The 25,419-nt window shown below is 37.3% G+C and carries 23 protein-coding genes; 17 read left to right on the top strand and 6 right to left on the bottom strand.

Annotation, left to right across the window (positions count from 1 at the left end; all coding sequences use genetic code 11):
* Positions 1-519: 519 nt before the first annotated feature.
* From ACFX4G_RS14295 to ACFX4G_RS14275, 5 genes are all read left to right on the top strand, one after another.
* Positions 520-2,166 carry a peptide ABC transporter substrate-binding protein gene (locus ACFX4G_RS14295; protein WP_043980478.1) on the top strand — a complete coding sequence of 549 codons (1,647 nt, stop codon included), beginning with the start codon at positions 520-522 and terminating at the stop codon, positions 2,164-2,166.
* Positions 2,167-2,263: 97 nt separating this feature from the next.
* Entirely contained in the window at positions 2,264-3,199 is a 936-nt protein-coding gene (locus ACFX4G_RS14290; RefSeq protein ID WP_013055415.1) for an ABC transporter permease, read from the top strand.
* A gap of 2 nt (positions 3,200-3,201) precedes the next feature.
* Entirely contained in the window at positions 3,202-4,128 is a 927-nt protein-coding gene (locus ACFX4G_RS14285) for an ABC transporter permease (protein WP_271993479.1), read from the top strand.
* 14 nt (positions 4,129-4,142) lie between these two features.
* Positions 4,143-5,213: an ABC transporter ATP-binding protein gene (locus ACFX4G_RS14280; RefSeq protein ID WP_016763049.1), complete on the top strand. Its 1,071-nt coding sequence runs from the start codon at positions 4,143-4,145 to the stop codon at positions 5,211-5,213.
* A gap of 1 nt (position 5,214) precedes the next feature.
* Positions 5,215-6,132 (top strand): ABC transporter ATP-binding protein, encoded by a 918-nt coding sequence (locus ACFX4G_RS14275; RefSeq protein ID WP_377575369.1) that lies wholly within the window; start codon positions 5,215-5,217, stop codon positions 6,130-6,132.
* Between the two features lie 282 nt (positions 6,133-6,414).
* Here ACFX4G_RS14275 and ACFX4G_RS14270 read toward each other — a convergent pair whose 3' ends face one another.
* Complete coding sequence (locus tag ACFX4G_RS14270; RefSeq protein ID WP_013055419.1) at positions 6,415-6,990, bottom strand: GNAT family N-acetyltransferase; 576 nt, start codon at positions 6,988-6,990, stop codon at positions 6,415-6,417.
* Between the two features lie 451 nt (positions 6,991-7,441).
* Here ACFX4G_RS14270 and ACFX4G_RS14265 point away from each other — a divergent pair, with 451 nt between their 5' ends.
* The 6 genes from ACFX4G_RS14265 (at position 7,442) to madM (ending at position 13,920) form a co-directional block, all read left to right on the top strand.
* Positions 7,442-8,806 (top strand): amino acid permease, encoded by a 1,365-nt coding sequence (locus tag ACFX4G_RS14265; protein ID WP_043980476.1) that lies wholly within the window; start codon positions 7,442-7,444, stop codon positions 8,804-8,806.
* Positions 8,807-9,238: 432 nt separating this feature from the next.
* Positions 9,239-10,642, top strand: coding sequence for an amino acid permease (locus tag ACFX4G_RS14260; RefSeq protein ID WP_043980475.1), 1,404 nt, complete (start codon positions 9,239-9,241; stop codon positions 10,640-10,642).
* Between the two features lie 414 nt (positions 10,643-11,056).
* Positions 11,057-11,455: a transcriptional regulator SpxA gene (gene spxA / locus ACFX4G_RS14255; protein WP_013055422.1), complete on the top strand. Its 399-nt coding sequence runs from the start codon at positions 11,057-11,059 to the stop codon at positions 11,453-11,455.
* Positions 11,456-11,656: 201 nt separating this feature from the next.
* Positions 11,657-12,553 (top strand): LysR family transcriptional regulator, encoded by an 897-nt coding sequence (locus ACFX4G_RS14250; RefSeq protein WP_097824319.1) that lies wholly within the window; start codon positions 11,657-11,659, stop codon positions 12,551-12,553.
* A 195-nt stretch (positions 12,554-12,748) separates the two neighbouring features.
* Positions 12,749-13,162, top strand: a complete 414-nt coding sequence (gene madL, locus ACFX4G_RS14245) for a malonate transporter subunit MadL (RefSeq protein ID WP_013055424.1) — start codon at positions 12,749-12,751, stop codon at positions 13,160-13,162.
* Positions 13,159-13,920 (top strand): malonate transporter subunit MadM, encoded by a 762-nt coding sequence (madM, locus tag ACFX4G_RS14240; protein WP_029324768.1) that lies wholly within the window; start codon positions 13,159-13,161, stop codon positions 13,918-13,920. Before madL ends, madM begins: the two co-directional genes overlap by 4 nt.
* 96 nt (positions 13,921-14,016) lie before the next feature.
* Here madM and ACFX4G_RS14235 read toward each other — a convergent pair whose 3' ends face one another.
* Positions 14,017-14,682 (bottom strand): TerC family protein, encoded by a 666-nt coding sequence (locus ACFX4G_RS14235; protein WP_043980471.1) that lies wholly within the window; start codon positions 14,680-14,682, stop codon positions 14,017-14,019.
* Between the two features lie 360 nt (positions 14,683-15,042).
* Between ACFX4G_RS14235 and mecA the strand changes: the two genes are divergently transcribed.
* The 4 genes from mecA (at position 15,043) to pepF (ending at position 20,737) form a co-directional block, all read left to right on the top strand.
* Positions 15,043-15,723 carry an adaptor protein MecA gene (gene mecA / locus ACFX4G_RS14230; protein WP_013055427.1) on the top strand — a complete coding sequence of 227 codons (681 nt, stop codon included), beginning with the start codon at positions 15,043-15,045 and terminating at the stop codon, positions 15,721-15,723.
* Positions 15,724-15,937: 214 nt separating this feature from the next.
* Positions 15,938-17,455, top strand: coding sequence for a cardiolipin synthase (cls, locus tag ACFX4G_RS14225; RefSeq protein ID WP_013081764.1), 1,518 nt, complete (start codon positions 15,938-15,940; stop codon positions 17,453-17,455).
* A gap of 119 nt (positions 17,456-17,574) precedes the next feature.
* Positions 17,575-18,756: a competence protein CoiA gene (locus ACFX4G_RS14220; protein WP_097824318.1), complete on the top strand. Its 1,182-nt coding sequence runs from the start codon at positions 17,575-17,577 to the stop codon at positions 18,754-18,756.
* 163 nt (positions 18,757-18,919) lie between these two features.
* Complete coding sequence (gene pepF, locus ACFX4G_RS14215) at positions 18,920-20,737, top strand: oligoendopeptidase F (RefSeq protein ID WP_097824317.1); 1,818 nt, start codon at positions 18,920-18,922, stop codon at positions 20,735-20,737.
* Positions 20,738-21,242: 505 nt separating this feature from the next.
* Here pepF and ACFX4G_RS14210 read toward each other — a convergent pair.
* From ACFX4G_RS14210 to ACFX4G_RS14195, 4 genes are all read right to left on the bottom strand, one after another.
* The gene (locus tag ACFX4G_RS14210; protein WP_377575448.1) at positions 21,243-22,094 is read right to left on the bottom strand and encodes a ClpXP adapter SpxH family protein; all 852 of its coding nucleotides are present in this window, start codon (positions 22,092-22,094) and stop codon (positions 21,243-21,245) included.
* A 26-nt stretch (positions 22,095-22,120) separates the two neighbouring features.
* Positions 22,121-22,531, bottom strand: coding sequence for a globin domain-containing protein (locus tag ACFX4G_RS14205; protein WP_013081768.1), 411 nt, complete (start codon positions 22,529-22,531; stop codon positions 22,121-22,123).
* 286 nt (positions 22,532-22,817) lie between these two features.
* Positions 22,818-23,507, bottom strand: coding sequence for a lytic transglycosylase domain-containing protein (locus tag ACFX4G_RS14200; RefSeq protein WP_097824316.1), 690 nt, complete (start codon positions 23,505-23,507; stop codon positions 22,818-22,820).
* A 4-nt stretch (positions 23,508-23,511) separates the two neighbouring features.
* The gene (locus ACFX4G_RS14195) at positions 23,512-24,102 is read right to left on the bottom strand and encodes a CYTH domain-containing protein (protein WP_013081770.1); all 591 of its coding nucleotides are present in this window, start codon (positions 24,100-24,102) and stop codon (positions 23,512-23,514) included.
* Between the two features lie 216 nt (positions 24,103-24,318).
* Here ACFX4G_RS14195 and ACFX4G_RS14190 point away from each other — a divergent pair, with 216 nt between their 5' ends.
* Both ACFX4G_RS14190 and yjbM read left to right on the top strand, forming a co-directional pair.
* On the top strand, positions 24,319-24,705 hold the full coding sequence (locus ACFX4G_RS14190) for a UPF0738 family protein (RefSeq protein WP_013055436.1): 387 nt from the start codon (positions 24,319-24,321) through the stop codon (positions 24,703-24,705).
* A gap of 27 nt (positions 24,706-24,732) precedes the next feature.
* Positions 24,733-25,368 (top strand): GTP diphosphokinase, encoded by a 636-nt coding sequence (gene yjbM / locus ACFX4G_RS14185; RefSeq protein ID WP_014461566.1) that lies wholly within the window; start codon positions 24,733-24,735, stop codon positions 25,366-25,368.
* The last annotated feature ends 51 nt before the right edge of the window (positions 25,369-25,419 follow it).

Raw genomic sequence — 25,419 nt, 5'->3', positions numbered from 1 at the left:
GTGGAGGATTTGGTAAAAATCTTTTATTTAATATTTCTAATGGCTTTGTAATACTATCGTAATACCTATACTACAAAAAAGATTTTAGAAGTCTGACAAGTAGGCACAATCCTTATAAGATAAGGTTTTTTCCCTCATGACAAAAAAATACCATTAAATAATAGTATTGCAATAAATTTTTAAAATATTTATAATAGGCGTAACAAACATATTTTTTACAAAGGTATTACAATTTCTTAATTTTTCAGAAAACACAAAATAGACAATGTTTTGTTTCAATTAGCGAATTTTGTAATGAATGAGTCTTCTACATATTAAGCGCATACATTGGATTTACAGCATGTAAACAATTGATGACAGTTTCATAGAGTAGAAGAATAATTTTGCAGTGAGGTCTTTAATGCTCTACTACGTGAAAAAATAACTGATTATTTTGTATTGAAAGAGGATTAAGAAATTAGTGCATATCAAAAAAATATGGTTGCCACACAAACAAAATTTAATAGGGGGTAACACGCAATGAAGAAAAGGTTGTCGATTCTTTTCAGTTTGCTGCTTGTAATGAGCTTGTTTTTAGCTGCATGTGGATTTAACAAAGAATCTGGTGGCAGTGAAAATGCTAGCAGTGATGGCGGCGAAAAGAAAAAAGAGCAAGAGCTTCGCGTAAACATTAAAACTGAGCCTTTTTCATTAAACCCAGGCTTAGCTAATGATTCAACGTCATCAAACGTATTATTACAAACATTTGAGGGTTTAACTCGTATCGGTAAAGATGGAAAACCTGAAAATGCAATGGCGAAAGATGTGAAGGTCAGCGATGATCAAACTAAATATACGTTTACAATTCGCGACGATGCAAAATGGTCAAATGGTGACCCTGTAACAGCAAAAGATTTCGAATATGCATGGAAATGGGCGTTAGATCCTAAAAACGAATCTCAATATGCATATCAATTATACTATGTTAAAAATGCACAAGCTGCTAATGAAGGAAAAGGTTCATTAGATGATGTTGCGGTTAAAGCAACAGATGATAAAACGCTTGAAGTAACATTAGAAAACCCAACGCCATATTTCTTAGAATTAACAGCTTTCTATACGTACTTCCCAGTGAATACGAAAATTGCTGAATCAAATGAAAAATGGTACACAAATGCAGGCGAAAACTATACGTCAAACGGTCCTTTCAAGCTTAAAGCTTGGAAACATAATGACAAAATCGAGTTAGTTCCTAATGAAAACTATTGGGATAAAGATGCTGTAAAACTTAAAAAAGTTGAAATGTACATGATCAATGATAACAACACTGAACTTTCAATGTTCAAAAACGGTGAATTAGACTGGGCGGGTATGCCTACTGGTCAATTACCAGCTGATGCACTTCCTGAATTAAAGAAAGACGGTTCATTAAACATTCAAGAGATTGCAGGTACTTACTGGTACAAGTTTAATACAGAACAAAAACCTTTAGACAACGTGAACATTCGTAAAGCATTAGCTTATGCAATTGATCGTAAAGGTATTACAGAACAAATTACAAAAGACGGTTCAGTTCCAGCGATGGCGGCTGTACCACCAACAATGTTTGAAGATAACAAAAAAGGTTACTTCAAAGACAATGATGTGAAAAAAGCAAAAGAATATTTAGAAAAAGGCTTGAAAGAAATGGGCCTTAAAGATGCTTCAGAACTACCAGCAATTAAGGTTTCATACAACACGGATGAAAAACATGCAAAAATTGCACAAGCTGTTCAAGATATGTGGAAGAAAAACCTTGGTATTAAAGTACAGTTAGACAACTCTGAATGGGCTGTTTACATTGAAAAGTTACACCAAGGAGATTATCAAGTTGGACGTATGGGCTGGTTAGGAGATTTTAACGATCCAATCAACTTCTTAGAATTGTTCCGTGATAAAAAAGGCGGAAATAATGATACAAACTGGGAAAACCCAGAATATAAAAAGTTATTAATTGACTCTCAAAAAGAAACAGATCCTAAAAAACGTCTGGAAATGTTGAAAAAAGCAGAAGGTATCTTTATGGATGAAATGCCAGTGGCACCAATCTACTTCTACACAAACGCTTGGGTACAAGACAAGCAGCTGAAAGATGTTGTGATGTCTGGACTTGGAGACATTCAGATTAAGTGGGCTCATTTTGAGTAAGTAACATCAATTGTGACAAAGGGTATATGGGGCCTGGTGCTCCATATACTTTTCTTTCTTGTGCGCGAATTTTGTAAAAATATGGAGGTGTGTCAGGGTGTTCAAATATATAGGAAAACGACTTATTTATATGTTTCTATCATTATGGCTGATCGTAACAGCGACCTTTTTCTTAATGCGTGCTGTTCCAGGAGGTCCATTCACATCAGAAAAGCAGCTTCCCCCTGAAATTCAAAAAAATCTAAATCAGTATTACGGTTTAGACCAGCCTTGGTACCATCAGTACTTTGATTATTTAACATCAATTTTAAAGTGGGATTTTGGTCCATCTTTCAAATATAAAGGCCAAACGGTAAATGATTTGATTAACGGCGGATTCCCTGTTTCATTCATGCTAGGGATGGAAGCTATTTTAATAGCAATTGCTATTGGTGTAGTACTTGGTGTTATTGCTGCTTTAAAACATAATAAGTGGCAAGATTACACGGCGATGGTTATTGCAGTTCTAGGAATCTCAGTTCCGAGTTTTATCATGGCAGCGGTATTACAATACGTTCTGGCTATGAAACTACAAATTTTTCCGGTTGCACGCTGGGAATCTTGGGCACACACGGTGTTACCAGCTCTCGCGCTTGCTTCAACCCCTATGGCGTTTATCGCACGATTAACTCGTTCGAGTATGCTTGAAGTATTAAGCAATGATTATATTCGTACAGCGAAAGCAAAAGGTTTAAGCAGAGGCGTGATTACAGTTAAGCACGCCATGCGAAATGCGATGCTTCCAGTCGTATCCTATATGGGACCTTTAGTAGCAGGGATTTTAACAGGTAGCTTTGTTATTGAAAAAATATTTGGTATCCCGGGATTAGGTTCACACTTTGTACTCAGTATCTCAAACCGAGATTATACAACGATTATGGGCGTAACGGTGTTCTACAGTATTTTACTACTTTTTTGTATCTTGCTTGTAGATATTGCATACGGATTCATTGACCCTCGAATTAAACTTACAGGTGCTAAGAAAGGAGAGTAACTATGCAGCAACTTCCGAAAATTCCTAAAAAAATGTTTGAAACAGCAGGGATTGACCGCGCTCAGGCAGAAAAGATTGAAAAACCGAGTCTTTCATTCTGGCAAGATGTTTTTATTCGTTTTCGCAAAAACAAGCTTGCTATGTTTGGGGTAGTACTAATGGTTCTCCTTGTTTTTATGGCTATATTTGGTCCATTGATGGTGAAATATGATTATGCAACCAATGATTTATTGAATGCTAATCAGGCTCCATCTTCTGAGCACTGGTTCGGTACAGATGAATTAGGGCGTGATGTTTTTGCTCGTACGTGGGAAGGCGCTCGTATTTCATTATTTATCGGGTTAGCAGCAGCTTTAATTGATTTATTCATCGGCGTAGTTTGGGGAAGCATCTCTGGATACCGCGGTGGCCGTACGGATGAAACAATGATGCGTGTTGCGGATATCTTATATGGTGTTCCTTACCTTTTACTCGTTATTATTTTAATGGTTATGCTTGGCCAAGGGTTAGGCACGATGATTTTGGCGATGACTATTACCGGCTGGATTAACATGGCCCGTATTGTACGTGGACAAGTATTGCAGTTAAAAAACCAAGAGTACGTAATGGCTTCACAAACATTAGGAGCAACAACAAAACGTATTTTATTTAAACATCTTATTCCTAATGCAACAGGTCCAATTTTAGTAACAATGACACTAACGATTCCTTCAGCAATCTTTACAGAAGCATTTTTAAGCTACTTGGGACTAGGCGTTCCGGCACCGCTTGCAAGTTGGGGAACAATGGCTTCAGAAGGCTTACCTGCTTTGGAATACTATCCTTGGCGCTTATTTTTCCCAGGTTTGTTTATCTGTTTAACAATCTTAGCGTTCAACGTAATTGGTGATGGATTACGAGATGCGTTAGATCCAAAACTACGTAAGTAAGGAAGTGGACTCATATGTCACGTTTATTAGAAGTAAAAAATTTAGCTGTATCATTTAAAACATATGGCGGAGAAGTTCAAGCTGTTCGCGGCGTTAACTTCCACTTAAATAAAGGTGAAACTTTAGCAATTGTTGGTGAGTCAGGATCTGGTAAAAGTGTAACTTCACAAACGATCATGCGCCTTATTCCGATGCCTCCTGGCCGAATCAAAAGCGGTGAAATGCTGTTTGACGGCATTGATTTAGCTAAGAAAACGGATAAAGAAATGGAAGCTATTCGCGGTAAAGATATCGGTATGATCTTCCAAGATCCGATGACTTCCTTGAATCCAACGATGAAAGTTGGGGCTCAGATTGGCGAAGTCGTAATTAAGCATTCCAAAGTGTCTAAAGCAGAAGCGAAAAAACGGGCAGTCGAGTTATTAACGCTTGTAGGAATTCCTTTTCCAGAACAGCGTGTGAATCAATATCCGCATGAATTCAGCGGCGGGATGAGACAGCGTGTTGTCATTGCGATGGCTCTTGCTTCTAATCCGAAGCTATTGATCGCTGATGAACCAACAACGGCGCTTGATGTAACAATTCAAGCCCAAATTTTAGAGCTGATGAAAGACATTCAGAAAAAAACGGATACCTCTATTATCTTTATTACCCATGATCTTGGTGTAGTAGCAAATGTAGCAGATCGAGTAGCCGTTATGTACGCTGGTCAAATTGTTGAAATGGGCACAGTGGATGAAGTGTTTTACGATCCAAAACATCCGTATACGTGGGGACTGCTAGCTTCTATGCCAAGCTTAGATAACGAGGCAGAAGAAGAGCTGGCTGCTATTCCTGGAACGCCGCCAGATTTAACGAATCCTCCAAAAGGAGATGCATTTGCAGCGCGAAATCCATACGCAATGAAAATTGATTTTGAGCAAGAACCTCCAATGTTCAAAATATCTGATACGCACTATGCGAAAACATGGCTGTTACATCCCGATGCACCAAAAGTAGAGCCGCCTGCTTCAGTTCAGCGCCGCATGCGTAAAGTTGACAATGTATACAGTACACCTGTACTCGTAGCGAAGGATGGTGAATAACATGACAGATAAATTATTAGAGATTAAAGACTTAAAACAACATTTTTTCACAAGTAAAGGAACAATTAAAGCAGTTGATGGTCTGACGTTTGACATCTTCCGCGGAGAAACATTAGGGCTTGTAGGTGAATCCGGTTGCGGAAAGTCAACGACAGGGAGAACGATTATTCGTTTATATGACGCTACTAGCGGTGAGGTACTATTTAATGGCGAAAATGTACATGGTCGCAAATCTCGCTCAGAGCTTAAAAAATTTAATCGTAAAATGCAAATGATTTTCCAAGATCCATATGCGTCGCTTAACCCTCGTATGACCGTAGCAGATATCATAGCAGAAGGCATTGATATTCACGGTTTAGCTAAGGCGAGAAAGGAGCGTATGGCAAAAGTTCACGAGCTTCTTGAAACAGTGGGGCTTAACAAAGAACATGCAAATCGCTATCCACATGAGTTTAGTGGCGGCCAGCGTCAGCGTATCGGTATCGCAAGAGCACTGGCAGTAGAACCTGATTTTATCATCGCAGATGAACCAATCTCAGCGTTGGACGTGTCTATACAAGCTCAAGTTGTTAACTTAATGAAGAAGTTACAGCGTGAACGTGGACTCACATATTTATTTATCGCCCATGATTTGTCAATGGTAAAATACATCAGTGACCGTATCGGCGTTATGTACAGGGGTAAGATTGTAGAGCTTGCACCAAGTGATGAACTTTATCGAAACCCTGTGCATCCATATACAAAAGCGTTACTTTCAGCTATTCCGCTTCCCGATCCTGACAGTGAAAAAACGCGTCAGCGCAAAATTTATGATCCAAGTATCCATGACTATAACGGTGAAGAACCGGAGCTTAGAGAAGTATCTCCCGGTCACTACGTGTCTTGTTCTCAAGCAGAATTTGCCACATATACAACATAACAAAAACGATCTCACAACGAGGTCGTTTTTTATTTAGTTATCAAAGAACACTAAGCTTCAAGTTGCAAAAAACATGTAAGAACAAGTAACATTAGCGCTTTACAGGTATTATACAGTAAAGGATTGAAAAATACTATTGAAAATTTTCAGAATTTTATATTTAAGACAAAATATCTATGTGTAAACCTTATAACTAAAGGAATATAAGTGATTAATAATGTTTTTTATTGAATAATAATTCAAGATTTATAAAAAGAAGGTAGACATGCGTCTACCTTCTTTTTATAAATCTGCTAAGATATCGCCGTCTTTACGATTTTTGTCAATTTTTAATACTTGATCTGCCGGCTGATAAGACGCACCATATATTTCTTTGTCTTTGTACGTATGAATTAACTCGTACGTTTTTTTCATTTTATTTAAAATGCTTTCCTCTGTTTCAGAAGTAGGAGACCAATATAGAATTTCCATCTGGTTAATTTCATTTGTGGCTAATGACCGGCGGTTATAGCCAATTGTTTGAGCATGCTTAAAGTCTGCACGTTTATAAAAATGCAGTCGTTTTGCCGAGTCTGAATCTTTATAGTCTACAGGCTCTACTTCTAAGATAATTGGTTTGTTATGCTGTTTTAACTCATCAATTAATTTACCGCCAAGCCCTTGACCTCGAGCGTCTTTTGAAACAAAGAGGTAATCAATAAAGATAAATTGGTCTGTTTCCACGTACATTAATACGTGATGAGGTCCTTCGTTTTTATGATAAATATCGCTGCGTTCTTGTAAAAGCGTTTCGATATGCTTCTTTGATTTCATTTCTTCAATGGGAAAATATTGACTTAGTTTTTCATACCAATTCATAGCACCCTCCTACTGATCTTTTCATGATGATGTTCATAATAGTGTTTAAACAGTTATCTTATCTTTACCCTTTTTAGGGAAAAGTAAGCATCTATAATTGAAAATATAGAAGAATAATCGATTGATTATTCTTAATAGTTAGATAACTATAGTGAAATAAGAACATATAATGTAAAAAATGGTTTTTATTATATGTCGATCGTAAGTTTATTTGTGAAAATCACAAAAAACTATCGCATTTTTTGTGATTTTTGATAAAATGAACAAAGTGAAGTTTTTTTAATATTGTATTTTATAGATGTGAGAACGGTAAAAGTGTAGGTGTGAAACTTGCAATATCAGATTTTTAGTACATACACTGTTTAGAATTATTTGGCTAAAAAATAAGTTAATACTATACACGTAGCCGCTATCGCTATTAAATGAAATGGATATGTTAGGAGAGAGAATTATGCAAGGGAACACGCAAGAAAAAGAATTAAGCCGTGGACTTGAGGAAAGACATATTAGCTTAATGTCTTTAGGTGCAGCTATCGGAGTTGGACTGTTTTTAGGTTCTGCATCCGCTATTCGGTTAGCGGGTCCTGGTATTCTTATCATGTATGGAATCAGTGGTCTTATTATGTTTTTTATTATGAGAGCGCTAGGTGAAATGGCAGTACAAAATCCAGTAGCCGGTTCTTTTAGTAAGTATGCTAACGATTATTTAGGACCACTTGCTGGTTATTTAACAGGCTGGAACTACTGGTTTATGTGGATTATTACATGTATGGCTGAAATTACAGCTGTTGGAGTATATATGGAGTTTTGGTTCCCAGGTGTACCTCAGTGGATATGGGCACTTGCAGCACTCGTTATCATGACAGGGGTTAACTTTTTAGCTGTAAAAGCATATGGCGAACTAGAGTTTTGGTTTTCTCTTATTAAAGTAGTAACGATTATCCTTATGATTGTGCTGGGCCTAGGCATGATTATCTTTGGAATTGGAAATGGCGGTATTGCAACAGGAATCAGTAATTTATGGAGTCACGGGGGCTTTTTCCCGAATGGCATGAAAGGTGTTCTTTTATCACTTCAAATGGTTATGTTTGCTTACCTTGGTATTGAAATGATTGGGGTAACAGCAGGAGAGGTGAAAAATCCGGAAAAAACACTAACAAAAGCAATTGATAATGTACTGTGGAGAATTTTGATTTTTTACATCGGAGCTTTGTTTGTTATTATGTCTATTTATCCTTGGCCAGAGATTGGAACACAAGGAAGTCCATTTGTTTTAACATTTGATAAAGCTGGAATTCCCGCTGCAGCAGGGATTATAAACTTTGTAGTGTTAACAGCGGCTTTATCTTCTTGTAACAGTGGAATTTTTAGTACAGGCCGTATGTTATTTAATTTAGCTCAGCACGGGGAAGCTCCAAAACGCTATGCTAACTTAACAAAAGGCGGCGTGCCTGGTGCAGCAGTTATTGCTTCAGCTGTTGTACTGCTAATCGGAGTTGGCTTAAACTATGTTGTTCCTGATAAGGTGTTCACATGGGTGACGAGTATTGCCACTATTGGAGCAATTTGGACATGGGGAATTATTTTACTTTCTCAAATTCGCTTCCGCAAGGGATTAAACGATCAGCAAGTAAGTGATTTAAAATATAAGCTTCCGTTTTTCCCGTATACGTCATATCTCTCTCTTGCTTTCTTAGCGGGAGTAGTAGTGGTGATGGGTTTTTCCTCTGATACAAGAATAGCCCTTATTGTAGGTCCAGTATGGTTTGTTTTATTGGTTGTTGTCTACTATTCAAAAGGTTTTCATAAAAGATAAAAAATAAGGCTCGGACAAAAGTAGTTTCGTTGAAGGAAGATCCGAACGAGTTAAATTCTTGATTAAGAATTCAACTCGTTCGGATTTTTTTATGGTGAACATAGGTTTACTGTATGTAGGGCTTCTAGCTATTGAATTGGAGGGCAAGGGGAAGACTCTCAACAGCGATGTAACAAGCGGGATCCATACGAACTCCTATATCCCATTTGTTCATCTTTAGATTGATGTAGTTGTGTCCCACCCGCATTTTTTTCCAAAAGAAAATGAAGGATTTATTATTTCACTTTTTGCTTTAGTGTGCTAATATATTATATTGTTAAACAAATGAAGAGATGAATGAAGAAACAAATAATTTTTACGTGTTAATAGATTAGCATCGAGCTTTCTATCTCAAAAGTTTAAGCTTTTAGAAAGCAAAAGGAGACACAGCAAATGAAAGATAAAAAATGGGGACTTTGGTTTTTAACAGCCTTTGTAGTTGGTAATATGGTAGGCGGAGGAGTATTTATGCTTCCTTCTAATTTAGCAAACGTATCAAGTCCAGTCGGTTCAACACTTGCTTGGATTGCAACAGGTCTGGGCGTGTTCATGATTGCTCTTGTATTTGGAAACTTAGTCATGCGAAAGCCCGAATTAAAAGGAGGGCCTCAAAGTTATGCGGCGAATCTTTTTTCATCGCCTAAAGCAGGTAAAGTAGCAGGGTATAGCATGGCTTGGGGCTATTGGGCAGCTAACTGGGCTGCAACAGCATCTGTCATCATATCGTTTGCTGGATATTTAACAACGTTCTTTCCAGTAATGGAGAGCAAGGATATTTTATTTTCAGTCGGAGATTTTCAATTAGAAGCTGGAAAATTTATTACGTTTTTAGTATGTTCTATTGTACTTTGGGGAATTCAAGCTATTTTACAGCGAGATATTAACAGCGCCGGTAATATTAACTTCATCACAACAGCAGCTAAAATTATTGGATTCGGTTTATTTATTGTTGTGGCGCTGTCGCTATTTAGCGCATCCAACCTCGTTAGTACAGAATTTGTTAATTCAAAGGGTATAAATGTAGGATTGGGAAGTCAGGTCAATGGGGCAGCTATTGCTACACTGTGGGCGTTTATCGGAATTGAATCGGCTGTACTGTTATCTAACCGTGCAAAATCACAAAAAGTAGTGAAGAAAGCAACGCTGCTTGGATTATTGATCTCAATGGTTATCTATGTGGGGATTACGCTTCTAGCTATGGGGATTCTTTCAACAGCTCAGCTTCAGCAGTCTCAAAAACCTTTGGTAGATACGTTAGAAATGGTGATTGGACATAAAGGTGCTTACGTAATGGCCATTTTAGCACTTATTTCTTTATTAGGCTCTACTGTTGGATGGATTGTTGTTAGTGCAGAAGTTCCTTATCAAGCAGCGAAATCAGGGTTGTTTCCACAGTGGTTTGCTAAAACAAATCAGAACAATAGTCCAGCCCGCTCACTAACATTAACAAATGGCTTAACACAGTTGTTTTTGTTTGCGACTATTTCAGGTACAGTTTCGCAAGCCTATAATTTCGCTATTGTTGTAGCTACTCTCGCTTATTTAGTTCCTTATTTCGTGACGACAGTTTATCAATTAAAGCTTATTGTGACGGGTGAGACGTACGACACGATTAAAGGATCGCGAGTAAAAGACGGAATCATTGCCTCGTTAGCACTTATTTATTCACTTTGGGTGATTAAGACAGGGACAGCTGATTTAAAAACATTTTTCTTAGGTATTGGCTTATTTGTAATCGGGCTGTTACTGTATCCTATCTTAATGAGACGAGGAAAAAGTACATCAGCTATTAAATAAAAGGTTATTTCAAAAGCTTTGCAGAATGTCAGTTCTTCTGCAAGGCTTTTTTAGTGACTGAAAAATTTGAGGAATTTGTAAAAGAAAAAAATAATAAAAAAAATGAAACTAATCTACAGGTTTATTCGTAATAGTAGTGTGGTAAATAAATAATGAAGAAAATCGGCAATGAAAATAATGACAGTGAAGGAACGAACTAATGTACTAGTTCACTTCAAAAAGTATATCATTCCGATGAAGTTTATAGTATAATGCAAATAGATATTATTTTTTAAAAGTAATTATAAAGTAGTATCGATTTTCATTATCAGTCATTAAATATTTACACTCGTTGAAGTTTGTATAAAACAACATGATTTACAGTTCATGTTTTAAATGTTATGACCGATTATGATAGAAGGAGTGAAGGAGTAAATGGTTACATTATATACATCACCAAGTTGTACATCTTGTCGTAAAGCGAAAGCTTGGTTAGAGGAAAATGATATTGGATATACAGAGCGTAATATCTTTTCAGAGCCGTTATCAATCGACGAGATTAAAGAAATTTTACGTATGACAGAAGATGGAACAGATGAAATCATTTCAACACGTTCGAAAACTTTCCAAAAACTAGACGTTCAGGTAGACGCTATGCCTCTGCAAGATTTGTATGAATTAATTCAGCAAAATCCTGGCTTATTGCGCCGTCCGATTATCATTGATGAAAAACGTCTACAAGTTGGTTACAATGAAGACGAGATCCGTCGTTTCTTACCACGTAAAGTGCGTACTTTCCAACTTCGCGAAGCTCAAAGACTTGTGAATGGTTAATTTTTATATTTGTCTGTTTAAGATTTAAATAAGAAACCAACCAAGTAACGTTTGCTTGAAGTTGGTATATAAAAAATAAGCAGCAGGGAGCCAAATGGCCTCTGCTGCTTATTTTTTGTCGAAATAGCAGGGAAAATGAAGTATATATGTAATTAGTAAAGAAAGAGAGTATTTAAACATATAAAAGTGGTGGTGAACGGATTGGAGCTTTTACAGCTAAAATATTTCCAAGTAGTTGCTAGACTAGAACATATAAGTAAAGCGGCTGAAGAGCTATACGTATCTCAGCCTGCGCTCAGCAAAACGATTTCACAGTTAGAAAAAGAGCTAGGCATTCGTTTGTTTGATCGAAACGGTAAATACATTAAATTAAATCGATATGGCAAAGCATTCTGTGCCAAAGTAGAACTTGCTTTAAAAACATTGGAAAGCGCAAAGCACGAGCTAAAGGATATGTCGAACGATCCATGTGAAGAAATTCGCCTTGTTGTATTAGCTAGTTCACATTTGCTTCCAGAGCTATTAAGCAGGTTTCGTGAACAATATCCTCAGGTGCGTTTTCGACTGATGCAGCATTTGACTAATAGCAATTCACAGCCTGATTTCGATTTATGCATTTCAGCTTTTCCATTAACAACCCGTCAGATCGAACATACTCCTTTGCTTCGTGAATCGATTTTGCTTGCAGTGCCTCTTGATCATCCTTTAGCCAAGCAATCACGTGTAAAGTTAAATGAACTTAAAAATGAGAAATTCATTGTGCTGAAGAAAGGGAAAGAGCTAAGGAAAATAACGGATGTAATTTGTAAGGAACAGAATTTTGTACCTCAAATTACGTTTGAAAGCGATGATCCAGCAACAGTAAGAGGTTTGATTAGAGCGAAGCAAGGAATAGGTTTTATTCCTGAAGTAACTTGGGGAGGTTCTACAGGAAAAGATGTAAAACTGCTGAAAATTGAAGAGGAAACATTTGAACGTACTATCTTTTTAGCTTGGAACAATGGAGGCTATGTGACGGATTTACAACAAATCTTCAGGCAGTTTGTGATTGATTATTTTAAACATTTACGCTCCGGTATGCCTCATGAATACGTATAAGAATCATGACTAAATGTCATGATTTTTATTTCTTTTTCGAATAAATCTAAAGTGAACAGTAGAGAAAAACTGTATTATGTCACTTTTGATATAAGTATATAACTAAAAATGCATAGGTTATTCAACTTTTTTCCTTTACACTATTTTTAAACCATAAAGTAAACGCTTTCAAAAATAGGTTGGGGAGGAAGTAATATGATAATCTTCGGTGTAGCGCTGCTATCTATTTGCATGTTGATAGGGGTAATTGTAGGGGACGCATTAGGAGGGCTGATGGGAGTAGAAGCCAACGTTGGAGGAGTAGGGGTATCCATGCTTCTTCTTGTACTAGCGGTGGATTATTTAAAGAAGAAAAATAAGCTCCAAGTAAAATCCGAAGAAGGCATTGCTTTTTGGGGAGGTATTTATATTCCTATCGTGGTAGCAATGTCTGCACAGCAAAATGTTGTAGCTGCTCTTGATGGAGGAGGCATGGCGCTTCTTGCAGGGGTGGTAGTAGTCGTAGTAGGCTTTTTATCCATACCATTTATCAGCAGAATAGGAGAGAAAGCGAAGGTGAAAGAACAAGAAATAGAGCTTTCTATTTTACCTAAGGAGCAGATCAAATGATGAATATGATCAAAGAAGGATTAGAAAATAACGGGCTGATTACGGCATTTGCTATTATTGGGATTGTCATGTATATTGCTTATTTTTTATCAGATAAATTAACAAAAGGAAGAGTTCACGGATCTGCTATTGCTATTATGTTTGGGTTAATTCTTGCTTATATCGGTGGAGTGAACACAGGAGGAGAGAAAGGAATTTCTGATATACAGTTATTTTCAGGAATTGGTTTAATGGGCGGAGGGATGCTGCGAGATTTTGCCATTATTGCTACTGCGTTCGGCGCCAATTTTAGTGAAGTGAAAAAAACGGGAATCAGCGGAATTACGGCCTTGTTTTTTGGGGTTTTCTATTCTTTTGTAATAGGTGTAATTATTGCTCTTTGTTTTGGATATAGAGATCCCGTTGCTTTGACCACAATCGGAGGAGGAGCCGTAACCTATATTGTGGGGCCGGTCTCTGGAACTGCGATTGGAGCCTCTTCTGATATTATCGCGTTAAGTATAGCTGTAGGATTAATTAAATCCATTTCAGTTATGATTTTGACACCGATATTTGCTAAGAAAATCAAATTAAACAACCCTCGTACAGCAATGATCTATGGAGGAGTTATGGGGACGACGAGCGGTGTAGCAGCTGGTTTAGCCGCGACAGATGTAAAACTTGTACCTTACGGAGCCATGACAGCTACATTTTATACAGGTCTTGGTTGCTTACTCGTACCATCTATTCTTTTTTTACTCACAGAGATTATTTTTTAAGTGTACAAAGTGTTTTATGAATAAAAGACTGCTGTGCTCATTAAACTAAAGAAAAGGCCATACTAAATAAAAATGTTTAGTATGGCCTTTTCTTTATCATTTAGTTGAACGAAAGCTATTAACAACCATGCCGCTTATCAGCACAACAGCAATTGTTATAAACGGAATAAATGTTCCTAGAGATGTATGGGCTGCAAAGAATGAATGTAAGTTCTTTTCATGTCCAATCATATTTCCAGCAGTATAAGCTAAAATAGCTGCTCCCCCATAAACGAGCAGGGGAAATCGTTCCATCAAATATAAAATAAGCTTGCTTCCCCAAACAATAATGGGGACGGATACGAGTAATCCGGTAACGACCAAGATAATATTTCCATGAGCTGCGCCTGCTACAGCTATTACATTATCTAGTCCCATTACAATATCAGCAAATACGATCGTTCTTACAGCGGCGCCTAATGTCACGCCTGCACGGATTGAAGATGCATCATCACCTTCTGATACAAGAAGCTTAAAGGCAATGATCACTAATAAAAAACCGCCGATGAGCTGCAAGTAAGGAATAGTTAGTAAATAAACAGCTAAAATAGTAAGTACAATCCGAACGATCACAGCTAAGCCAGTCCCTAAAAAAATAGCTTTATTTCGCTGATATTCAGGTAAGTTGCGGCTTGCTAAGGCAATAACAATAGCGTTGTCTCCACCTAATACAATATCGATACCGATAATAAGAAGAATGGAGGTTATTAATTCTAAATCCAATAGTCTTCCCTCCCAATATGTAAGGATAAGTAGCTCATATTGCTTTATCTGTGTTCATTTTTAACAAAAAGCGTTCATAGGGTAAAGAGATTATGTATATAACAAAGTAAGGTGTAAGGTGGCTATGAGTTGTCAGAGTATTTTTTATTTCCTTTCTTTCGCATTTTGTCATAAAATAGATATACAAGGTTCACTCAAATAGTGTATGCTTGTATATCCCAAGTTAGAATGCTTTACAAAGTGAGAAAGTACATGTAATATTGCTTTAACACGGGGGTAAAATAGTCCCTTCATCGTTTAGGGGTAATGTTCGAAATGGCCGGATTACCTTCACTGATTTTTCCGAAGGGAGAGATGATAATGGAAATCGAACGCATTAATGAAAACACAGTAAAATTCTTTGTCACTTACGTAGATATTGAAGAACGTGGATTTGATCGCAATGAAATTTGGTTTAGCCGAGAGCGCAGTGAAGAGCTATTCTGGGAGATGATGGACGAAATTCATCAAGAGGAAGAGTTTGTAGCAGAAGGTCCTCTTTGGATTCAAGTACATGCGCTTGAGAAGGGGCTAGAGGTTATTGTAACAAGAGCACAAGTTTCAAAAGACGGTCAAAAGTTCGAAGTACCTGTTGGTGAAAATGATAAAATCGATATCCCTGTAGATGGAAAAATTGAAGCGTTGCTTGATCATCAAGCGAATCAAAATAAAAAAGCTGATTTTGAAGAAGAAATTATAGAAGACGAAGGGCTACAGTTCGTCGCACGCTTTCAAGACTTAGAACATTTAATTTCCTTAAGTCACCATTTAGAGTTAGATGATATCATCAACAGCATGTACGTGTTTGAAGGAAAATATTATTTATACGTTGAGTTTACAGATGATGAAGACTTTGTAGCTGAAATTGATAACATTTTAAGTATCATTTTAGAATATGCAAATGAATCAAATGTAACAGTTCATCGTTTAATGGAATATGGAAAAGAATTAATCAGTGAAAATGCACTTGAACAAGTAAAGCAGTATTTTCCTTTACGATAATAGCAGCCGATTTCATGTATATGAAATCGGTCTTTGTTTTGCCCTCTTTTTTGGAAATGCCCTCCGCTCATATCGAACAATTTAGGTGGAAAAAGCAGGCGGCTGGTTCCTACACGGGAAAGTGTAGTGTTAAAATAACAAGTTTGAGGATAATAACGGTATAGAGACCTGTTATTAATGATGAAAGATTGGTTTTAGGATAGGTGAAAACAAGTTGAAAAATAGATTACAGCTTTTAATTTTTGTTATTGGTATTATTGCTTTGCTTTATTTTACAAAAGGGTATTGGGACGGTAAATTTATTGGCGTGCTAAGTATCTTAATTACGATTAGTGTTGTTTTCATCGGTCTTGTTATTTCATTAGAAAACCGTCATCCAACTCAAACGCTAACGTGGCTCGTAGTATTAGGCGGTTTCCCGGTAATAGGATTCTTTTTTTATTTGTTATTTGGACGCAATACGCGAAAACGGCGTTTATTTGCTAAAAAAGCAAAGCTGGATGAACAGGTGCTTTTAAAGATGGAAAGAGATTCCGGTATATTAGAAAATCACTTTGAACAGTTGGGCACCAGTAGAAAGCAAATGCTGAAGCTAGCCGTCAGGCTTGGCAAGAGTCCAATTTCTTTTTCATCAGATACGCGCGCATTGACGAATGGAAAAGAGACGTTTCACGAAATTATGGAATCATTAAAGCATGCAAGGCATCATATCCACTTAGAGTATTACATCGTACGACATGATCACTTAGGAGAACAAATTAAAGATATTTTAATTCAGAAGGTACAAGAAGGAGTTTATGTACGTTTCTTGTACGATGCCGTGGGCAGTTTTCAGCTTTCACCGCATTATATTCACGAGTTAAGAAACGCGGGCGTAGAAATGATTCCATTCTTGCCGGTCAGACTGCCATTTCTCAATAATAAAATCAATTTCCGTAATCATCGTAAAATTGTAGTCATTGATGGAACAATTGGATTTGTAGGAGGTTTGAACATTGGTGATGAATATCTCGGGAAAAGTCGGCATTTTGGCTTTTGGAGAGATACCCATTTGATGGTGAAGGGTGAGGCAGTTCGTTCATTGCAGCTTATTTTTTTGCAGGATTGGTATTATATGACGGGTCAGACGATGCTTACTCAAACGTATCTATCACCGGATTTAATTGACATTGATATGGAAAAGTGCGGCGGTGTTCAAATGATTGCCGGCGGACCAGACCGTGAGTGGGAAATTATCAAACACTTATTTTTTTCGATGATTACGTCTGCGAAAGAGTCCATTTGGATTGCTTCTCCCTACTTCATACCTGATGAAGATATTTTTACTTCCCTCAAAGTAGCTGCTCTAAGCGGTATAGATGTAAGGCTTCTTGTACCTCAGAAGCCCGATAAAAAAATTGTTTTTCATGCATCACGCTCTTATTTTCCGGAGCTGCTAGAAGCAGGTGTGAAAATTTACGAGTATAAAAAAGGATTTATGCACAGCAAGATTGTGATTGTTGATAGAGAAATTGCCTCTATTGGAACAGCTAACATGGATATGAGAAGCTTTCATTTGAATTTTGAAGTAAATGCTTTTTTATATCGCACAGCTAGTACTCAAAAGCTCGTATATGAATATATGCAAGATTTAGAAGAAACGAGTGAGCTTCACTTTAAAGACTTTGAAAAGCGGCCATTTATACAGCGGCTATTTGAGTCAACAGCTCGTTTGCTTTCACCGCTATTATAATCGCTGTAAACCACATTGCGTACGGTGCAATGTGGTTTTTTTCTGAAAGAAAAGGGTTTAGTAGAAAGGTGTCGAATACAAGAATATAGCTCGCTATTATAGGAAGGAGAAATGTACGATTGTTAGTTGCCCAAACAGAAGAAGGCCTCATTTCACTAGCTCAGCGCTTTTCGCTTGAACAGCTTAAGCTGTGGAAAAAAGAAAAGCAGTTCTACTGTCCCTCTTGTCAATCCCCTGTACAGTTAAAGGTAGGTACAAAAAAAATCCCTCATTTTGCGCACCTGAAAAAAACGTGCGTCGCTCAGCATGAAGGTGAAACAGATTATCATCTCGACGGAAAACGAAAGCTGTTTCACTGGTTTAGTTCTCATCTTGAAGTCGAGTTAGAAAGTTATCTTCCTGACATTATGCAGCGTCCAGATCTTCTTGTAGATACGCCCTCGCAAAAATATGCAATCGAATTTCAATGTGCTTCCTTATCTTCCTCAGCGCTAACCAAACGTTCTATTCATTATGAGAAAGGAAATTATATGCCCCTTTGGATTATGGGGGCAAAAAGAATGAAGCGCTTATCCACTTATATGTATCAACTTTCTTTTCAAGAATGGCAGTTTCTTACTCTTTCCGATTATACGCCCACACTTCTTTATTTTTCACCTTCTACTAATCAACTGTTGAAACTTGAACATCTTATTCCTTTTTCATCTCAGATTTGTTATGCACAGCTTGTCGTGCTCTCTCCTCACGAGCATACCTTTCATGATCTTTTTTCTACACATACACAACCTCAATTTTTCTCTTCGTGGATAAAGAAAAAGAAGGCATGGAGAACGCATTATATCCTTTATCCTAATCAGAAGCTTCAGCCTTTTTTACACGCTCTTTATGAAAAAAATATTCCTCCCTCCCATATTCCAGCAGAAGCAGGCATGCCGCTGCCTTCTTTATACATGGTTGAAACGTCTGCTACTGTATGGCAAACGTGGCTGCTTCTCGATTTAATGCAGCACAAGCAAGTAGGGGATTTAGTTACAGAAAAAGAGTTAGGCCGGCTATGGCTCAACAGAATTCATAAGAGGCATATTGTATTTCGGTCTTTGCCAATGGCCCCTGTTGCTGTGGAACAGCCCCTGTTTGAGTATATAGAGGTATTATGCCGGCTAGGGATGCTAACGTATATTACTTCTGGGTTATACAAAATCAGAAGGCCCTACACGATTCCAAAGCAAACATCTGATGCTTTTTTAGAAGATGGACAAATGATGAAAAGGTGGTTAAATCAAGCAAAAGAAGTGACATAATCACTGAAAATCAGTACGCTTAAGAAAGAATCCTTTTTTCAAAAGCGTACTGACTTTTGATTAATTCTTTTAAAACAACATACAATAACGAAAGAAATAAAAAGGATTCGCCTTAGAAAAAGCGAACAGTTATAGACAGGTAGAAAAAGATGGAGGGATGACCATGAGTGAACAATCAAAAGTAAAAAAGTTACCAAGTAGAAGCGAGATAAAAGTAGAAGATACGTGGAAACTAGAGGATATTTTTGCTTCAGATGACGCATGGGAAAAAGAATTTGAAGAAGTAAAAGCTCTTATTCCCCAAATGGAAAAATTCAAAGGGAAACTTGGAGAGTCCGCTCAAACTTTATACGACGCTCTTCAAGAGCAAGACGAGCTCACAATGCGCGTTAGTAAACTTTATACATATGCTCATATGCGCTACGATCAAGATACCACTAACTCTTTTTATCAAGGGTTAAATGATCGTATCAAAACACTTTATACCCAAATTGCAAGTGCACTATCGTATGTAACACCAGAAATTTTGTCTATTGAAGAATCAAAAATTAAACAATACATGGCGGAACATAAAGAGCTAAAGTTATATGCTCATGCATTAGATGAAATTACTCGCGAGCGTCCGCACATTTTATCAGAAAGCGAAGAAGCGCTTCTTGCTCAGGCTTCTGAAGTGCTAGGATCTTCAAGCAACACGTTTGGAATGCTAAACAACGCAGATTTAGAGTTCCCTTCCATTAAAGATGAAAATGGAGAAGAAGTAGAAATTACGCACGGGCGCTATATTCGTTTCCTAGAAAGCAGCGATCGACGCGTACGAGAAGAAGCGTTTAAAGCGGTGTACGAAACGTACGGTAAATTTAAAAATACGTTTGCAAGTACGTTAAGCGGCACGGTGAAGAAAGATAATTTTAGTGCCCGCGTTCGTCACTATAATTCAGCTCGTCACTCAGCTCTTAGCACAAATAACATTCCAGAAGAAGTATACGATAACTTAGTTAAAACAGTGAACGATAATTTGCATTTATTGCATCGATATATTGATTTACGTAAGAAAGTATTGGGAATTGAAGAGCTTCATATGTATGATCTCTATACGCCTTTAGTAAAAGACGTAAAAATGGAAGTAACCTATGAAGAAGCAAAAGATTATATTTTAAAAGGCCTGAAACCACTAGGTGAAGACTACCTTAACGTGTTAAAAGAAGGGTTTGAAAACCGTTGGGTAGACGTTCATGAGAACAAAGGCAAGCGAAGCGGTGCTTATTCTTCAGGAACGTATGGCACCAATCCTTATATCTTAATGAACTGGCAAGATAATGTAAATAACTTGTTTACACTAGCCCATGAATTTGGCCATTCTGTACACAGTTATTACACAAGAAAAACGCAGCCATATCCTTACGGAGATTATTCAATCTTTGTGGCAGAAGTAGCTTCAACGTGTAATGAAGCGCTTCTAAACGATTATTTACTAAAAACGATTGATGATGAAAAGCAGCGCTTGTACTTGCTTAACCATTATCTAGAAGGATTCCGAGGTACGGTATTCCGTCAAACGATGTTTGCTGAATTTGAGCACGATGTGCACGTGCGTGCTCAAAACGGAGAGCCGCTTACACCTGAATTATTAACAAAATTATATTATGACTTAAATAAAAAGTATTTTGGAGACAACTTAGTGATTGACGAAGAGATTGGATTAGAATGGGCTCGTATTCCGCATTTCTACTACAATTACTACGTTTATCAATATGCTACAGGGTTCAGTGCAGCAGCGGCATTAAGCAAGCAAATCCTTGAAGAAGGAGATACAGCTGTTGAGCGCTATGTAGGTTTCTTAAAGTCAGGAAGCTCTGATTATCCAATTGAAGTGTTGAAAAAAGCAGGAGTAGATATGACAACGTCTCAGCCTATTGAAGAAGCGCTAGCTGTATTTGAAGAGAAATTAACGGAAATGGAACGTTTATTAAATCAATAAAATTAAAATGAAGCAGGAGCTGTATCCTGCTTCATTTTTTAAATCCTCGAAATTTGTTGTGATTGTTAAGCAATGTAAAAATAATAAGGATAGCTAAAAATAAGAGAGGGCCTGCGATAATGAGAGGGACAAGCTGCATAAGAGATAAAATATAGAATAAAAAAGAAACCAAAAGAATAACAACCCCTAGAGTAATTCCAGCAATTTTCATAGTTAACACCTCTATTAAAAGCATAATTGGTTGTACTATATGAGTGAATCTGGCTGTTTATGAAGTTTTTTTATAAAAAAGTGAATAAAATTGAAAAAAGGGGTTGCCAAAAGTCGACATAATTTGCTATAGTATTAATCGTGAAGTTTATCACAAAACAAACATATACCCCTTTGTTTGACCGTGAAAAATTTCTCCCATCCCCTTGTTGTCTTAAGACAAACGAAAAGACTTGGCGAAAGCCAAGTCTTTTTTGTTTAGTTGATGCTTAGGACAAGCATCAACATTTAATGATTAAAAGCTCTTTTCAGTACTTCTCCAAAAGGTGCCGTATTTGACAGGAACTCTCTCAACCACTTGCTGAAGCTGAAGTTTTTTCAATTCCTTTTCAGCCTCTTCTAATGATAAACCATACACAACTGCAACTTCTTTTGAAGCAACAAATTGAAAATAGCTTAAAAATGAACGAAGAGGCGGAAGACAAGCTGGATCTGGGTCAATTTCTAACATCTCTTTAATGATGTGTACATATGTTTCATACGAATAGTATCCTGATATCTTAATGCCTTCTTCTTCAACTTTTTCGTTGAAGAACACAAGAGTTGGAATCTCATCGACATCCATTTCCGACGTGATTTTTAAATCACATTGAAAGGCCTTCGCAGCGTAATCTGAATGCAAATCTTTTACAAATTCATCAACATCTAGCCCCACATGTTTTGCACATTGTATTAAGACAGATTCTTCTGTAACATTTTGTTTTTCTAAAAATACTACTTCTTGAAGTCTTCTCAAAAAGCGAATGCCCTGTTTCTTTCCTTGCAGACCGGCCGCTTTAATCGCAATTGATGCAGCGTAAGGAGTATCGATTGGGTTTTCAAGCCACAGATTGCCGTCACATGACATACCTGATCGGCTTCCAGTTTTCTCCCACGATTTTGCAATATGTTCAAATTTCTGCTGTGCTCCAATATTTAATTGCTGTAAGTTTCCGCCAAGCACATGCTTGAGGGATAACAGCTGACCATATTCTATTTGTAACTTCTTTAGAATAGGCTCGAGTGCCCAGCATTCCGGGCAAAGAGGGTCAACAAATACATAGATTTCAAGCGGTTTTTTATTTGAACCTTGACAAAGCTGATGCAAGGATGGGTATTGGCTATTTAGATTACTCAATGTGAAAATCCTTTCTCATCTGTCTGTTCCGGTGAATTAATCATGTGTTGGGCAGTTAAAATAAGACGATGATAAAGTTCATCTCTCTCAGGGCCTTCTAAATTAATTTCGTCCATTGCTTCATGCATACACGTCAGCCAGGCTTTGGCTCTTGACGGTGTAATTTCAAAAGGAAGATGCCTAGCTCTCAGCATAGGGTGACCATGCTCTTCAGTGTATAACGAAGGCCCTCCTAAATATTGTGTCAGAAATTGCTTTTGCTTTCGTGCTGTTTCTGTTAAATCATCAGGAAAAATTGGCGCGAGCTCAGGATGTTTTCCAACGCGTGTATAAAAAGCATCAACAAGTTTTGAAATCGTATGTTCACCGCCTAATAATTCGTAAGGGGAGTGGATTTTTTCTCTCATGTTGATAACTCCTTTGTTATAAGAAATATACGTCTTAACTCTTTGGTGTTTTTTACTTTCCTTAATTTTAGCAGTGTCATTTCGTTAACTCAAACTATCCGCTTACTTCTTCTACTGGAAAAGAGATAAAGTGGAATTTTACATAAGAAAAGTCTATGATGCTGTCGCGAATCACTAATTATGAGAAACAAAGGAATACTTTCACAAACGTTTCCTTCTATTTATATAGTGTAACCTCGACAAACTACAGCCATTCTATGTTCGAGTGGTGAATGATTTGGCTCATTTACACAAGATAAGAAGACATAATTTTATTTACATATTTTTGCGTTTCTTGAAAAGGGGGGACTCCGCCGTATTTATCAACATTACCTGGTCCAGCATTATAGGCCGCCAATGCTAATTTCACGTTTCCGTTGTATTTATCTAACATTTGTCGAAGATATTTGGCTCCTCCAAATACATTTTGCTTGGAGTCGTACGGATCTTCTAGACCAAGAGCTTTAGCGGTTGCTGGCATTAGCTGCATAAGCCCAGCCGCTCCTACAGAACTTTTGGCAGATGGATTAAAGTTTGATTCTTGTTTAATAACAGAACGAATAAGTTTAGGATCCAGCTGGTAGCGTGCAGCTGCTTCTGTAATTATCGTTTGTACATCCTGAGAACTGGCCTTTGCCGTTTCATTTTTTTGTGCAGGTAAGGCAAAATTTGAAGCCGCTGCCTTACCTGAGGAAGAAACAGATGGCTCGGACTGCATTTGAACCGCCGTAGATGGAAACATCTGCGCTGCCTTCAAGTAAAGATTGGTACTCATTTGAGGCTCTTGATTGACGTAGTCTTGAAAAAGCTGAGCAAATACAGAGAGTAAAGTTGTACCAAGCATCACGTTAGCTGTTGGCATCTGGTTGTTAACTGAAAATGGCTGAGTTCCAGGAAATTGAACGGAAGACATGTAATTGTTAATATTCATGCTCATAAATTTATTCTCCATCCATTAACGTATACTTTCGCTTGTAAAACCGTCGGATTTTGTTTTCCGTTGGTTTCTTTTTAATATCAAGCTCCGTAAGCAATTGCTCAAAATATTTTGCTCCTTCATTGGCATCGGTTACTTCGTATTCAAGTTCATAATCTTCAGCACCTAGATAAAAGCTATGATCGAGTACAAGTAACCCGTTTTTATATGGAATTTCTGCTCGACTTGTACACAAAGTGCCAAAATAAGTTAGCGCATGGCTATCGACTTGTAAATCAGTAATAAGCTGTTGAATTGTTGACGGAATCTTGGCGCTGCCATCTCGCAATTCTTTAGCTTGTTCATTTGTTAATGCTTCATGTGTTTCTAAAAGACCCTCTTGGTGAGGCTGTTTGAGCGTGAGAACGGACTTATCTTTTTTGCTTCGAATTCGCAGGGCAGCCCCGCAGTCTTTTAATGAGAAAGCAGGTGTATCAAAATAGTGGTTTTCTTGAGAGACAAACTGATCTTCAGTTAGTTGAAAGTGTGAGCGGAGACGATCAAACTCTTCTTTCGTTACTATATTTTTAAATTCAATTTCAATTTCTTGTTTCAATGAAATCATCCTTTTAATTTAGGTCTTTTGGTAAGGCACTTTCCATCTTAATTTATCACACTTTTTGAGACAGTCAAACTACATTTCCTAACAGGAATATCCATATGGGCAACTTGGAAAATGAAGAAATACGGATTGTTTAGGTTTTACCTTTATTAAACGTTCCTGGAATGTGTTAAAATAGTAACGAATTGTATAGTTGGAAGGAGTTTATTTATGCACAATCGAATTGACATCACTACCTGTGTGATGAAATCAAATGAATTACATTTAAAAGCAGACCCTATTGAGACGGAAATTGAACAATTGGAAGATACAAAACAAATGCTTGTTGACTCAGATAACATGTCATTTGTATATGTTGTAGATATTAATGATCAATTTATGTATGTTGGCCTTAGTGATAATATTTGGGCAAATTTAAAGCACGTCTTACATAAAGATATGAAAGTATTTTTAGAAATTAATAAGAAAGTAATTGAGCTATCAGCCGTTAAAGAAGAGCTATCTTATCTCATCAGTAACATCGAAGGAAATGTGAATTATGGAGACGAGATGGTAGCAAGGGTAGAGGAAGTTTTTTTAGATAAAGAAAATAAGTAATAGAGAGAAAAAAGGGGGGTGTTATTAATGATCAGGCATTGGGATTTATTTTTAGCACCGTATAAACAAGCCGTTGAAGAACTTAAGGTGAAATTAAAAGGAATTCGTTCACAATATGATATGAAATCTACGCATTCACCTATTGAATTCGTTACGGGACGAGTGAAGCCTATCGCCAGTATTTTGGATAAAGCGACTCGAAAAGGAATTTCTCTCGATCGCTTAGAGGAAGAGATGCAGGACATTGCGGGACTCCGTATGATGTGTCAATTTACGGACGATATTAAAGCGGTCGTAGAGCTCCTTCGTCAGCGAACAGACTTTGAATTGATTGAAGAAAGAGATTATATTCTTCATAAAAAAGAAAGCGGCTATCGTTCATATCATGTGGTCGTATGTTATCCTGTTCAAACAATTAAAGGTGAAAAGAAAATTTTAGTGGAAATTCAAATTCGTACACTGGCTATGAATTTTTGGGCTACAATTGAGCATTCTTTAAATTATAAGTACAGCGGGAAATTTCCTGAGAATATCAAAAAGCGACTTCAGCGTGCTTCTGAAGCAGCTACTCAGCTCGATGAAGAAATGTCTCAAATACGAGGTGAGATTCAAGAAGCTCAGGCTATTTTCTCACGAAAAAAAGAATCGGCGGAAGAATCTTAGGTATGACTCAGCAACAGCTTTGTACATTGGATGGATAGGGGGAGAGAATTA

This window comes from Priestia sp. YIM B13486 (genome assembly GCF_042787865.1).
Lineage (GTDB): Bacteria > Bacillota > Bacilli > Bacillales > Bacillaceae_H > Priestia > Priestia megaterium.
The sequence above is the reverse complement of the archived record's forward strand: the minus strand, read 5'-3'. Positions and strand labels throughout refer to the sequence as shown.